General features: G+C 69.0%; 13 protein-coding genes. 5 read left to right on the plus strand and 8 right to left on the minus strand.

The features are described from left to right. Positions 1-357 precede the first annotated feature (357 nt). The 6 genes from MKK75_RS24690 to MKK75_RS24715 are packed head-to-tail and all read right to left on the minus strand — an operon-like array spanning position 358 to position 5,901. Positions 358-1,479: a branched-chain amino acid ABC transporter substrate-binding protein gene (locus MKK75_RS24690; protein WP_244045150.1), complete on the minus strand. Its 1,122-nt coding sequence runs from the start codon at positions 1,477-1,479 to the stop codon at positions 358-360. A gap of 49 nt (positions 1,480-1,528) precedes the next feature. After that, positions 1,529-1,897 carry a DUF6867 family protein gene (locus MKK75_RS24695; RefSeq protein WP_244045188.1) on the minus strand — a complete coding sequence of 123 codons (369 nt, stop codon included), beginning with the start codon at positions 1,895-1,897 and terminating at the stop codon, positions 1,529-1,531. Between the two features lie 5 nt (positions 1,898-1,902). Continuing rightward, a complete protein-coding gene (locus MKK75_RS24700) occupies positions 1,903-2,700 on the minus strand; it encodes an ABC transporter ATP-binding protein (protein ID WP_244045151.1) in 798 nt (265 codons plus the stop codon). Then, positions 2,697-3,590, minus strand: a complete 894-nt coding sequence (locus tag MKK75_RS24705) for an ABC transporter ATP-binding protein (protein WP_244045152.1) — start codon at positions 3,588-3,590, stop codon at positions 2,697-2,699. Before MKK75_RS24705 ends, MKK75_RS24700 begins: the two co-directional genes overlap by 4 nt. Next, complete coding sequence (gene livM / locus MKK75_RS24710; protein ID WP_244045153.1) at positions 3,590-4,984, minus strand: high-affinity branched-chain amino acid ABC transporter permease LivM; 1,395 nt, start codon at positions 4,982-4,984, stop codon at positions 3,590-3,592. The genes MKK75_RS24705 and livM overlap by 1 nt, the downstream gene beginning before the upstream one ends. Beyond that, a complete protein-coding gene (locus MKK75_RS24715; protein ID WP_244045154.1) occupies positions 4,984-5,901 on the minus strand; it encodes an ABC transporter permease subunit in 918 nt (305 codons plus the stop codon). Before MKK75_RS24715 ends, livM begins: the two co-directional genes overlap by 1 nt. A 240-nt stretch (positions 5,902-6,141) precedes the next feature. Here MKK75_RS24715 and MKK75_RS24720 point away from each other — a divergent pair, with 240 nt between their 5' ends. From MKK75_RS24720 to MKK75_RS24740, 5 genes are all read left to right on the plus strand, one after another. Further along, positions 6,142-7,422, plus strand: coding sequence for a dicarboxylate/amino acid:cation symporter (locus MKK75_RS24720; RefSeq protein WP_244045155.1), 1,281 nt, complete (start codon positions 6,142-6,144; stop codon positions 7,420-7,422). 248 nt (positions 7,423-7,670) lie between these two features. Continuing rightward, a complete protein-coding gene (locus MKK75_RS24725; protein WP_244045156.1) occupies positions 7,671-8,579 on the plus strand; it encodes an amino acid ABC transporter substrate-binding protein in 909 nt (302 codons plus the stop codon). Positions 8,580-8,657: 78 nt separating this feature from the next. Beyond that, positions 8,658-9,332: a DUF1007 family protein gene (locus MKK75_RS24730; protein WP_244045157.1), complete on the plus strand. Its 675-nt coding sequence runs from the start codon at positions 8,658-8,660 to the stop codon at positions 9,330-9,332. Further along, positions 9,323-10,312, plus strand: a complete 990-nt coding sequence (locus MKK75_RS24735) for a nickel/cobalt transporter (protein ID WP_244045158.1) — start codon at positions 9,323-9,325, stop codon at positions 10,310-10,312. Before MKK75_RS24730 ends, MKK75_RS24735 begins: the two co-directional genes overlap by 10 nt. Before the next feature lie 73 nt (positions 10,313-10,385). Beyond that, entirely contained in the window at positions 10,386-11,102 is a 717-nt protein-coding gene (locus MKK75_RS24740; protein ID WP_244045159.1) for a hypothetical protein, read from the plus strand. Here the strand turns inward: MKK75_RS24740 and MKK75_RS24745 are convergent, their stop codons facing one another. Together MKK75_RS24745 and MKK75_RS24750 are read right to left on the minus strand one after the other, a co-directional pair. Next, positions 11,103-11,690, minus strand: a complete 588-nt coding sequence (locus MKK75_RS24745) for a histidine phosphatase family protein (RefSeq protein ID WP_244045160.1) — start codon at positions 11,688-11,690, stop codon at positions 11,103-11,105. A 44-nt stretch (positions 11,691-11,734) separates the two neighbouring features. Further along, positions 11,735-12,130, minus strand: a complete 396-nt coding sequence (locus MKK75_RS24750) for a VOC family protein (protein WP_244045161.1) — start codon at positions 12,128-12,130, stop codon at positions 11,735-11,737. Between the last annotated feature and the right edge of the window lie 243 nt (positions 12,131-12,373).

Below are 12,373 nucleotides of genomic sequence, written 5' to 3' on the forward strand. Positions count from 1 at the left end.
TCGGCTGGCGGCTGGGCCTGCGGGCCCGCCCGCTCGGGCGACGCCATTGCAATGATGGTGCCGGGAGACTGGTCAAGAGGCCGCGCGCGAACGCGGCTGAATACGGACAGGGCGCGGCCAAGCTCATGTGGATACGCGCGGACGCGATCCCTGCCGTCCCCATGGCCGTCTCCCAGGCGCCGAGCCGGCCTCCCGCTCGCGCCGGCGGCATCATGCACACTTCTTAGGCGTACGCACGGGGTCTGGAGGACGTATCCGCATACAGACGCACGAATTTACCGCGTCCCAAACGACGACGCCGCCCCGCAGGGTGATGCGGAGCGGCGCCGGACGGCGCGACGGGAAAGCCGGCGGACGTTACTTCGTCAGCTCGTTGCCGGTGTAATCGATCTTGCCATCCGCACCCTTCTTCCACTCGTACATGACGTAGTCGGGCCGGGTGATGTCGCCCTTCTTGTCGTAGGCGATCGGGCCGACCACGGTGTCCACCGGCTTGCCCTGGTGCAGCCAGTCGGCGAGCTTCTTGCCGTCGCTGGAGTTGGTCTCGGCCATGGCCTTGGCCAGCACCTGAACGGCCGCGTAGGAGTAGAGGGTGTAGCCCTCGGGGTCGATGTTCTTCGCCTTGAAGGCCGCGAGCGCCGCCTTGGCGTTCGGGTTCTTGCGGGCGTCCGGCGGGAAGGTGGTTAGCGTGCCCTCGGCGGCCGGGCCGGCGATCGCCACGAGCTCGCGGTCGACCATGCCGTCGCCGCCCATCATCGGCGCCTTCAGGCCCTGGTCGCGCATCTGGCGCAGGATCAGCCCGGCCTCGGTGTAGTAGCCGCCGAAATAGACCACATCGACGTTGGCCGACTTCAGCTTGGACACGAGGGCGGAGTAGTCCTTCTCGCCGGGGTTGATGCCCTCGTACATCACGTCCTTGCCGCCCTTGGCCTTGAGCGCCTTCAGGGTCTCATCCGCGAGGCCCTTGCCGTAGGGGGTCTTGTCGTGGACGAAGGCGATCTTCTTTCCCTTGAAGTGGTCGGCGAGGTAGGCGCCGGCCACCGCGCCCTGCTGGTCGTCGCGACCGCAGGTGCGGAAGGTGTTCCACATACCGCGCTCGGTGAACTTGACGTTCGTGGAGGCGGGGGTGACCTGGATGATGCCGGCGTCGAGATAGACGTCGGAGGCCGGGATCGAGACGCCGGAATTATAGTCGCCGACGACCATCTTCACGCCGTCGCTGGCGAACTTGTTGGCCACCGAGACGCCCTGCTTCGGATCGGACGCGTCGTCGCCGACCGTCACACTCAGCGTCGTGCCCTTGAGGGTACCGGCCTTGTTCAGGTCCTCCGCCGCCTGACTGGCGCCGTTCTTGAGCTGCGCGCCGATGGCGGCGCTGTTGCCGGTGATCGGCGCGGCGATGCCGAGCTTGACCTCGGCGGCCTGTGCCCCGGCCATCATGGCGCCGAGGGCGAGCCCGGCCAGCAGAATCGATCTCATCGCGTACTTCCCCTTATCGTCAGGACCGCACGTGCGGATCCGGCCGCACTCATCGGACCCCGCCCGCTTCCGGCGCCCGTTCGCGCCACGTCAGCGGGGAGGTCTTCTCGTAGAGCCAGCGGTACTGGCTCGTCATCTGGCGCGTCCGCGTGTAGCGGAATCCCGCCGCGCCGATGATCATGACCACGACGGCGTCGACCGCATAGTAGTGCAGCGACAGCAGCGTGCCCGAAAACAGGGCGTAGTGGATGAAGCGCACGGCGGCCGCCACGAGGAGCAGCGCCAGGGCGCATTGCCAGAACGGCCGCCAGCCCCGGGCGACGCCGCGGGCTGCCATCCAGCCGGCCCAGCCGCCCATCACCACGGTGACGAGCAGGAACAGCCAGGCCGAGTCTTCCTCGAAGAGCAGTCCCTGCAGCATGCTCATGCGCCGACCGGGCCGGCATGGCCCCCCTCCAGATAGGCGGCCTGGACGTTCGGATCGTCGAGCAGCGCGCGCCCGGTACCGCTCATCGTGACGCGGCCGTTGACCAGCACGTAGCCGCGATGGGCGAGCTTCAGGGCGTGATAGGCGTTCTGTTCCACGAGGAAGATCGTCATGCCCTCGGTCCGGTTCAGCACCCGGATCGCGTCGAAGATGCCCTTCACCACCAATGGGGCGAGGCCGAGCGACGGCTCATCGAGCAGCAGCAGGCGCGGGCGGCTCATCAGCGCCCGGGCGATCGCCAGCATCTGCTGCTCGCCCCCCGACATGGTGCCAGCGCGCTGGTTCAGGCGCTCCTTCACCCGCGGGAACAGGACGCAGACCTTCTCCAGATCCTCGGCGAAGAAGCGCCCATCGTGGAGCGCCGCGCCCATCTGGAGATTCTCGTAGACGCTCATCCGCGGGAAGACCCGGCGGCCCTCCGGCGATTGGGCGATGCCCAGCCGGGCGATGGCATGGGTCGGCAGGCGGGTGATGTCGCGCCCGTCATAGGTGATCGTTCCGGAGCGCGCCTGGGGGCTGCCGAAGATCGTCATCATCAGGGTCGACTTGCCGGCGCCGTTGGCCCCAATCAGCGTGACGATCTCGCCCTCGGCCACGTCGAGATCGACGCCCCGCAGGGCGGCGACGCTGCCGTAAAAGGTCGAGACGTCACGCACCGTCAGCAGCGGCGGCTTGCGACCCGCCTGGATCGCCCGCGTCTCCTCGACCAGGACGTTGATGCCGGCGACGCTCACGCGGGGGCTCCCGTATGCACATCGCCGCCGTGCGGCACGCTGATCCCGACTTCGGCCTCCACGGCCTCCACCTCCTCGTCCTCGACCCCGAGATAGGCGGCGATCACCTTCGGATCGCTGCGGACCTCGGCCGGCGTACCGTCCGCGATCTTCTGGCCGTAATCGAGCACCACCACGTGGTCGGAGATCTCCATCACCACCGACATGTCGTGCTCGATCAGCAGCACCGAGGTGTCGTGTTCATCGCGGATGTGGCGCAGCAGGACGTTAAGCTCCGCCGATTCCCGCGGGTTGAGGCCGGCCGCCGGCTCGTCGAGGCAGAGCAGCACCGGATCGGTGCACATCGCCCGGGCGATCTCCAGGCGACGCTGCGCCCCGTAGGGCAGGGCGCCGGCCGGATCGTCGGCCCGCTTCATCAGGTCGATGCGCGTCAGCCACGCCTTGGCGCGCTCGATCGCCGCCTCCTGCGCATCGCGAAAGCCCTTGAGGCCGAGGAGACCGAGGATCGTGTAGCCGGAGGCGCGCATCAGCGGCTTGTGCTGGGCGACCAGCAGGTTCTCCAGCACCGTCATGCCCTGGAACAGGCGGATGTTCTGGAAGGTGCGCGCCACCCGGGCGGTGCGGTTCACCTCGTGGTTCGGCAGCCGCTCCAACAGATGCGTTGCGCCGTCCGCGTGGGCCAGGGTGAGCATGCCCTCGGTCGGCTTGTAGAAGCCGGTGATGCAGTTGAACACCGTGGTCTTGCCGGCCCCGTTCGGGCCGATCAGCGCGGTGATGTCGCCGCGCCGTGCCACGAAGGACAGGTCGGAGACTGCGACGAGCCCGCCGAACCGCATGGTCAGATGCTCGACGGCGAGCACGGGCGCCTGATTGTCGGAATGCGCCGCCATCAGCCGTGCCCCTCGCTGACATGGGCGCCCGAGACGGCCCGGCGCTCGCCGAGCGAGACCGAGGGCAGGCGCACCGAGATCAGCCCGCGGGGCCGCCAGACCATCATGGCCACCATGGCGAGCCCGAACAGCAGCAGGCGGTACTCGTTGGGGTCGAAACCCTCGCCGAAGACGGCCTTCAGGAAGCCGAGGTTGCGCAGCATCTCCGGGCCGCCGACCATTGCCACCGCGGCGATGGCGACGCCGACCTGGCTGCCCATGCCGCCCAGCACGACGATCGCCAGGATGATGGCGCTCTCCAGGAAGTTGAAGCTCTCCGGGCTGATGAAACCCTGGCGCACGGCGAAGAACGACCCGGCAAAGCCGCCGAAGGCCGCGCCCAGGGCAAAGGCGGTCAGCTTCGTCGTCGTCGTGTTGATGCCGAGCGATCGGCAGGCGATCTCGTCCTCGCGCAGGGCCTCCCAGGCCCGGCCGATCGGCAGGCGGCGCAGGCGCAGGGTCACGAAATTGGTGATCAGCGCGAGCCCGAGGATCACGTAATAGAGGAAAACCAGCCGGTGCATCGAATCGTACGGGATGCCGAAGGTCGCAGCGAACCCGTCATCGCCCGCCGTGAACGGGATCCCGAAGAAGGTCGCCCGCGGGATCGACGAGATACCCGCGCCACCCCCGGTCACGTCGGTCCAGTTGATCAGCACGAGGCGGATGATCTCGCCGAAGGCCAGCGTCACGATGGCGAGATAGTCGCCCCGCAGGCGCAGCACCGGAAAGCCCAGGATCATGCCCCACAGGCCGGCGAACAGGCCGGCGAGCGGCAGGCAGACCCAGAAGGACAGGCCGAAGGTGGTCGACAGCAGGGCGTAGGAATAGGCGCCGACGGCGTAGAAGGCGACGTAGCCGAGATCGAGCAGCCCCGCGAGGCCGACCACGATGTTCAGGCCCCAGCCGAGCATCACGTAGGTCAGGATCAGGATGCCGAGGTCGATCCAGTAGCGGGCCGAGGACAGGCCGCCGGTGGCGAGCGCCGCGATCATCGGCAGGGTCAACGCGACGACGATGAAGAGGTAGAGCCCGACCTTCGAGGTCTTCTGGCCGGCGTCCGGCTCGCCGTGGACCGCCTCGGTGGCCTGGGCAGGCGCGGGGGTGAGCGCCCGCCGCGCGTCCCGGCGCAGCAGCACGAGCCGTTGGATCAGGCGAGCGACGAAGATCGCCGCGCAGAGCGAGGCCACCAGCCCCCAGCGCGGCACGAGCACCAGCTCGGTCCCGGGCCCGGGATCGGTGCGGTAGGCGATGATCGGCACGCACAGGCCGAAGGCGACCAGTGCGTAGAGGGCGGCGTCGCGCAGGATGCCGGCCATCGCGGAGCCGGGGAGCGCGTCCTGGGAGGCGGCCATCAGACTTTCTCGACCTCGGGCCGGCCCAGGATACCCGAAGGCATGAAGATCAGCACGATCGCCAGGATCGAGAAGGCGGCGACGTCCTTGTACTCGATGGAGAAGTAGGCGGACCAGAACGTCTCGATCAGCCCGATGATCAGGCCGCCAAGCACCGCGCCCGGCAGGGAGCCGATGCCGCCCAGCACCGCCGCCGTGAACGCCTTCACGCCGGGCACGAACCCGTCCGAGAACGACACCACGCCGTAATACATCAGGTAGAGGACGCCCGCGACCGCCGCCAGCGCGGCGCCGAGCACGAAGGTCAGCGAGATCGTGCGATCGACGTCGATCCCGAGGAGCGCCGCCATCTTGCGGTCCTGCTCGCAGGCGCGTTGCGCCCGTCCGAAGGGCGTGCGCTGTACGAGATACCAGAAGCCGGTGAGCAGCACGGCGGTCACCACCATGATCAGCACCTGTTTCCAGGCGAGGAACACCGCGTAGCCGTCGCGCTCGAACAGGGTGATGCCACCCGAGAACATCGGCGGGGTCGGCTTGTTGCGCGCACCCTGCACCACCTGCACGAAGTTCGACAGGAAGATCGAGACGCCGATCGCCGAGATCAGGGGCGCCAGCCGGAACGAACCGCGCAGCGGCCGGTAGGCCACGCGCTCGATCGCCCAGCCCCACAGGGCGGTGAGCACCATGGCCACCACCAGCACCACGAGGAAGGCCAGCGCGATGGAGCTGATTCCGAGCCAGACCGTCAGCAGTAGGAACGTGATCAGTGCAATGAAGCAGGAAACCATGAAGACATCGCCGTGGGCGAAGTTCACCATCCCGATGATGCCGAACACCATCGTGTAGCCGATGGCGATCAGGCCGTAGATCGAGCCGAGCGTCAGCCCGTTGATCAACTGCTGTACGAAGACGTCCATGAGCTCCCGCGCGTTGGTTTCTTGTGCCCCCCGCGCCACGCGCAGGCAGATTGTCGCCGCAAGTCTCGTACCGCAAGCGTGGCCGTTCGGCCACTGGTTTCATCTCCGCCCAAGCGTCGCCTGAAAACAGTCGACTATCACAGTAACAGCCCCTGGCGGGCTTGCGTATGGCGTAGTTCGTGCTTCACGTTCACGCGCTATAAGGCTCGATCATCCGGGCCAGAGTGGGGAGTAGTGCCGATGACCGGTTCGCGGCTCACGACCATGATCTTCATCGGCATGCTCCTCGGGATCGCGGTGGGCTATGCCTGCAGCATCACGTGGCCCGATCCACAGACCGCCAAGGAGATCGCCGGCTACATCGCGCTGGTCTCCGACGTCTTCCTGCGGCTGATCAAGATGATCATCGCCCCGCTCGTTTTTTCGACACTCGTGGTGGGCATTGCTCATCTTGGCGACACCGCCGCAGTCGGTCGGGTCGGCGGCAAGGCCCTACTGTGGTTCGTCGGCGCCTCGTTCTGCTCGCTGATGCTGGGCCTCATCATGGTCAACCTGATGCAGCCCGGCCATAACCTGAACCTGCCGCTGCCCGATGTCGGCGCCGGCACGGGCCTCAAGGCGGCCTCGCTCTCGCTCAAGGAATTCGTCACCCACCTCGTGCCCAAGAGCGCCGTCGAGGCGATGGCCAACAACGAGATCCTGCAGATCGTCGTGTTCTCGATCTTCTTCGGCGTCGCCCTCGCGGCGCTCGGCGAAAAGGGCCACCTGCTCACGAAGGGCATCGAGGGTCTGGCCGACGTCATGCTGAAGGTGACGGGCTACGTGATGATGTTCGCCCCCGTGGCGGTGTTCGCGGCGATCGCGGCGACCATCACCACGCAGGGGATCGGCGTGCTTGTCACCTACGGCAAGTTCCTCGTCGAGTTCTACATCGGCCTCGGCGTGCTGTGGTCCCTGCTGATGGGGGTCGGCTTCCTAATGCTCGGGGGCGCGGGCATCATGCGCCTGTTCAACCTGATCAAGGAGCCGTTCGTGCTCGCCTTCTCGACCGCATCGAGCGAGGCGGCCTACCCGAAGATGCTGACGAACCTCGAGCAGTTCGGCGTGCCCAACCGCATCACCTCGTTCGTGCTGCCGATGGGCTACTCGTTCAACCTCGACGGCTCGATGATGTACTGCACCTTCGCGGTGATGTTCATCGCACAGGCCTACAACATCCCGCTGACCTGGGGGCAGCAGCTCACGATGCTGTTCCTGCTGATGGTGACCTCGAAGGGCATGGCGGGCGTGCCCCGGGCCTCGCTGGTGGTGATCTCGGCGACGCTGAGCCAGTTCAACATCCCGGAGGCCGGGCTGCTGCTGATCATCGGCATCGATCAGTTCCTCGACATGGGCCGCTCGGCCACCAACGTGCTCGGCAACAGCGTCGCCACCGTGGCGGTGGCCAAGTGGGAGGGGCAACTCACCGCCATCGACCAGAGGCTCGACCATGTCGGCACCGTACCCTCGCCGGCGGAGTAGCGATCAGGCAGGGTTCGGGGATCCGTGCACGCGGAAGCGCGCGGCGCGGAGCGGCCATCCTCCGCACCCTCCTCGCCCTGCGGTGACCGCGCAGCGGGCCGCGAAGCAGGGCTGCAGGGATCACGGCGCCGGCTGGAGGGCTCCTTTACGCCGCGGCCCCTCGGGATGAGCGGGATGGATCGGAGTGCCCGGGCGCCGGGCGCTCTCGAATGCGGTGTCGCGATACGGTGCGCCTCGGAGGGCGGGTGATGGCAAGGCTGTCCGTAGCTTTTCTGGTCCTGGCGCTGGCGGGCGCGACCCCGGCCCGCGCCGTCGAGGTGCTCACCGGTACGCTCAAGAGTGTCGCCGAACGCGGCGAGATCGTGCTCGGCTACCGGGAAAGCTCGGTGCCGTTCTCCTTCCTGGAGGGCAAGCGCCCGGACGGCACGCCCCGGGCGGTCGGCTACGCCCTCGACCTCTGCGGCGAGATCGCCGACGACGTCCAGGCGGCGATCGGCCGGCCGCTGAGGATCCGATACGCGCCCGTCACCGCCGAGACCCGGATCGAGGCGGTGGCCTCCGGCAAGATCGACCTCGAATGCGGCTCGACCACCGCCAATGCCGAGCGGCGCAAGCAGGTCGCCTTCTCGCCCGTGGACTACATCAGCGCCACGCAGCTCCTGGTGAAGCGGGGCGCGGGCATCACGTCCTACCGCGACCTCGGCGGCAAGATCGTGGTGGTCACCGCCGGCACCACCAACGAGAAGGCCGTGCGCGACCTGCTGACCCGCCTGAAGATCGACGCGCAGGTGGTGACCGCCCCCGACCACGCCGCCTCCTACGCGATGGTGAAGGCCGGCAAGGCCGACGCCTTCGCGACCGACGACGTGCTGCTCTACGGGCTCATCGCCACCGATGCCAAGGAGGGGCCCAGCTATACGGTGCTGCCCGACAAGCTGTCCTACGAGCCCTACGGCATCATGTTCCGCAAGGACGATCCGGAATTTGCCGGGATCGTGCAGCAGACCTTCACACGGCTCGCCGAGTCGCGGGCCCTGCGCTGGACCTACGAGCGCTGGTTCCTGAAGCGCCTGCCCAACGGCGAGCGCCTCGACATCCCGATGTCGAACGACCTGCGGGTGAGTTTCCAGCTCATGGGGCTCGACGTCGGCGAGTAGGGGGCGCCTCGCTTTCGCCCAACCGGGGCGCGAGGAGGGGCGACTGGTCCCCTCCCGTCGCGAGCGCGCCTCCTGCCCATGACGATCGTCGCGCATTGCCCGAACCTTCGCGCCGCAGGCTTCAGCGTCCTTCTCGCCTGTGCCGCTTCGGCCGCCTCCGCCCACCCCCATGTCTGGATCACCGCCAAGGTGCAGCTCGTCTACGACGGCGGCAAGCTCGCAGGCGTGCGCAACACCTGGAGCTTCGACCCCGAATACACGGCCTTCGTCACGCAAGGCCTCGACACCGACAAGGACGGAACGCTGAGCCCCGGCGAGCTTGCCGGGCTCGCGGCCGAGAACACCGCCGGCCTTGCCGAATTCGGCTACTTCACGAAGCTGAAGGTCGGCGGCAGGGAGCAGGCTTTTTCCGATCCGAAGGAGCCGGCAGCCCATATGGAGGACAAGGCCCTGGTCATGACCTTCCTGTTGCCGCTCAAGACGCCGGTCCAGCAGGGGCGGGGGGTCGCCGCTCTGGAGGTCTACGACCCGACCTATTTCGTCGCCTTCTCGTTCGCGGAGGGCCCTGAGGCTGCGACGCTGGCCGGCGCGCCGCAGGGCTGCGCCGCGACCGTCACCCGCCCGAAGACCGAACAGCCCAAGACCGCGGAGGCCGGGTCACCGGGCATGACCGAGGCGTTCTTCGAAGCCCTGACCGCCGCCTCCACCTACGGCGTGCAGTTCGCCAGCCGGGTTCTGGTCGCATGTCCGTAGGGATCGGTATCGCCGCCCCGGCGGGATCCGGGCGGCTCGGGTTGAGGCTCGGGCTCATGGCCCTCGCGGTCGCCGTGGCCGCCGTTCTGGCCGCCGGGCTCGCGTGGCTGGTGGCACCCAGCATCGCCGCGCCGCCACGCTCGCCCTTCGGTATCGGGTTTCGCGAAGCCGCGCCGGCGGCGACCGGTCTCGGCGGGATCATCCTGGCCCTGCAGGCGAGCTTTTCGCGCAGCCTCAATGCCGCGGTGAGCGCGCTCCGGGGCGGCGGGGACTGGCGCCCGCTGATCGGCCTCGCCACCGCGTACGGCGTGTTCCACGCTGCCGGACCGGGACATGGCAAGGCGGTGATCGCCGGCTACATTCTGGCGGGCGAGCGGGCGTTCCGGCGGGGCTGCGCGCTGAGCCTCTGCGCCGCCCTGCTCCAGGCCGGCGTGGCCGGCGCGATCGTGGCGATCGGCAGCCTGATCCTGAACGCCACCGCGGCGAGCATCACCCGGGCCGGCACCCTGATCGAGACCGTCAGTTTCGCCCTGGTCGCCCTGATCGGTCTGGTGCTGACCTGGCGCAAGGCCGGGCGCCTCGTGCAGCTCGACGCGACGTGCGGACCTGGCTGCAGCCACCTGCCCGGGCCACAGGCCCTCGAGACGATGGATACGTGGCGCGAGCGGGCCGGCGTGGTCCTGGCCGCCGGCTCGCGGCCCTGCGCGGGGGCGGTCCTGGTGCTGCTCTTCGCGGTGTCGCAGGGGGTGCCGGGGGCGGGCGTGCTGGCGGTGCTCGCCATGGCGCTCGGCACGGCGCTGACCACCACGGCGCTCGCCGGCCTCGCGGTCTTCGCCAAGCGCGCGGCCCTGCGCCTCGCGGGCGGGCGCGGCCGGACCGGGCTGCTGGCGCTCGGCGGCCTCGAACTGATTGCCGCCGCCTTCGTGCTGGTGCTTGGGTGCGCGATGCTCTCCGGCCTCGCGCCGGGCCTGGCCGGGTAAGCACATCGAAGCGGGGCCTCGCCAATCGGGCCGCGGCGTGCGACGCTGCGCGCCCGAGACGGAGGGCGCGCCGATGCATCCCGACTTCGCGACGATCCTGAACTGGCGCCTGCTCGCCGGATCGCATCCCTTCCCGGGCCCCGACGGCGGGACCTGCATCAACGAGGCTGCGGCCGTGGCCGCGGGCCTGCCCTATCGGGCGATCCGCTCCAGCGCGGATTGCCCGCCCTGCTTCTCGCGGCCGATCGCCGCCTACGCCCTCGGGTTGAACGATGCCATGTCGGACGCGGTGCGATCACGGCTGATGGCCTTCGTGCTGCGCCTCTCCGGCAGCGCCGACAGCCCGGAGGTCGAGGCCGCCCGGACGCGCAGGCTGGCGATTGAGAGCGTGCGGCGCATCCTCGCGCCGCTTTGCGCGCTCGCCGGGATGGCGGAGGATGCCGAGGCCTGCGCCGGCGCGCCGGACTGGCCCACGGCGCTGGCGGCGGCGCGCTCGGCCGCGTGGCGGGGCGGGGCGCTCTCGCAGGCGGCATCCCGAGCCCGGCGCTGGCGCGAAGGCGCCCTGACCGCGGCCGTCTCCCGCACCGCCACGGCCGCGCAACGGGCCGGGGCGGACGCACGCTGCGCCGCAGAGGTCGCCGAGGGCGCCGCTCCCTTCGTGCCGGGCACGTGGATCGAGGCCTGCACGATCCTTGACGCGGCCCTCGCGATCGGCCGGCAGGCGCCCGACATCGCCGTCGTCGGCGCCCGCCAGCGCCTGGACGCGGTGCGGGCGCTGGTGTCGGCCTGATCAGGCTGCGGCCGGCGCGGCGTCGAGATCGAGCTCGACGAAGCCGCAATTCTCCAGGAACGTGCCGGTGAGGTGATAGAAGAACGTGCCGTGCCCGACGACCGCGATGGTGCGCTCGGGCCGCGCCCGCAACCACGCGCGAAACGCGGCGACCCGGGCGTCGAACAGGGGGCGCGGCTCCACCGGATAGCCGCCGACCTCGCAGCCCGGCTCCGCATGCCACCAGATCTCGGGGATATGCCCGACATCGAGATGCGGGAACTCGGCCGCGAGCTCGGAGGCCGCCCGGCCGACATCGCAACTGCTCTCCTGGCATTCCCGATGCAGCACCTCGACCAGCACGTGGGGCCGCCTCGGATGGTCGCCGAACAGGATCGCGGCGGTCTCGATCGCCCGGGTGAGCGGCGAGACCACCACGAGGTCGAACGGGATCGCGCGCAGCCGGTCCCGCGCGGCCCGGGCCTGGGCGTGCCCCGCCTCGGTCAGGCGCGCGTCGAGGAGACCGGGATCGCCGCCTCCGTGCGTGTGGGCGGCATTGAACGTGGATTGCCCATGGCGGATACAGATGATGCGGGTCTTGTCCGGCATGGATCTCGGCTGCGGTGTCAGGACGGAGGGGTAGGCCGGAACGGTCAGGCGAAGCGGCCGCCGCGCTGGATGACCTCGATCTTGTAGCCGTCCGGATCCGTGGCGAAGAAGAACCGCGCCAGCACGTCCTCGCCGTGCTTGAGCGACTTCACGTCGGTCGCGCTGAAGCCTTCGCGCTCGTGCCGGGCGTGCTCGGCCTCGACGTCGTCGACCACGAAGGCGATGTGCCCGTAGCCGTCGCCGAGATCGTAGGGCTTGTCGCGGCCTTTGTTGACCGTGAGCTCCAGTTCGAACGGCGAGGTCGGGTCCCGCATGTAGATGAGAGTGAAATCCGGGAAGTCGAAGCGGCCGGAGACTTCGAGCCCGAAGGCCCGGGCGTAGTAGTCGCGTGCGCGCGCCTCATCGAGGACGCGGATCATGGCGTGGACGGGCTTGGACATGTGCTCTCTGTTCCGTGACCACGCCGACGGCGTGCCGCCCTCCTATGTGGCATCCGCTCGCGCGCTGAAAAGGCCGGATGCGCGGCGGCCTCGCGGGCCGAAGCCGCCGCCTGGCCGCATCTGCGAACCCGAAACCTGAACCCGATATCCGCAAAGCCCCGATCATGGGGCCGAAATCTTGTATAGTACATTTCGACGTCTAAATTACTAAATATAACGCCTCCAGTCATGTTGATGGCGTTT

The sequence above is a fragment of the Methylobacterium sp. J-030 genome (assembly GCF_022829545.1).
Lineage (GTDB): Bacteria > Pseudomonadota > Alphaproteobacteria > Rhizobiales > Beijerinckiaceae > Methylobacterium.

What these genes read in the sequence shown, in the direction of transcription:
- MKK75_RS24690 (WP_244045150.1), bottom strand. Translation starts at nt 1,479, where the DNA reads ATGAGATCGATTCTGCTGGCCGGGCTCGCCCTCGGCGCCATGATGGCC.
- MKK75_RS24705 (WP_244045152.1), bottom strand. Translation starts at nt 3,590, where the DNA reads ATGGCGGCGCATTCCGACAATCAGGCGCCCGTGCTCGCCGTCGAGCAT.
- livM (WP_244045153.1), bottom strand. Translation starts at nt 4,984, where the DNA reads ATGGCCGCCTCCCAGGACGCGCTCCCCGGCTCCGCGATGGCCGGCATC.
- MKK75_RS24715 (WP_244045154.1), bottom strand. Translation starts at nt 5,901, where the DNA reads ATGGACGTCTTCGTACAGCAGTTGATCAACGGGCTGACGCTCGGCTCG.
- MKK75_RS24720 (WP_244045155.1), top strand. Translation starts at nt 6,142, where the DNA reads ATGACCGGTTCGCGGCTCACGACCATGATCTTCATCGGCATGCTCCTC.
- MKK75_RS24725 (WP_244045156.1), top strand. Translation starts at nt 7,671, where the DNA reads ATGGCAAGGCTGTCCGTAGCTTTTCTGGTCCTGGCGCTGGCGGGCGCG.
- MKK75_RS24730 (WP_244045157.1), top strand. Translation starts at nt 8,658, where the DNA reads ATGACGATCGTCGCGCATTGCCCGAACCTTCGCGCCGCAGGCTTCAGC.
- MKK75_RS24735 (WP_244045158.1), top strand. Translation starts at nt 9,323, where the DNA reads ATGTCCGTAGGGATCGGTATCGCCGCCCCGGCGGGATCCGGGCGGCTC.
- MKK75_RS24740 (WP_244045159.1), top strand. Translation starts at nt 10,386, where the DNA reads ATGCATCCCGACTTCGCGACGATCCTGAACTGGCGCCTGCTCGCCGGA.
- MKK75_RS24745 (WP_244045160.1), bottom strand. Translation starts at nt 11,690, where the DNA reads ATGCCGGACAAGACCCGCATCATCTGTATCCGCCATGGGCAATCCACG.
- MKK75_RS24750 (WP_244045161.1), bottom strand. Translation starts at nt 12,130, where the DNA reads ATGTCCAAGCCCGTCCACGCCATGATCCGCGTCCTCGATGAGGCGCGC.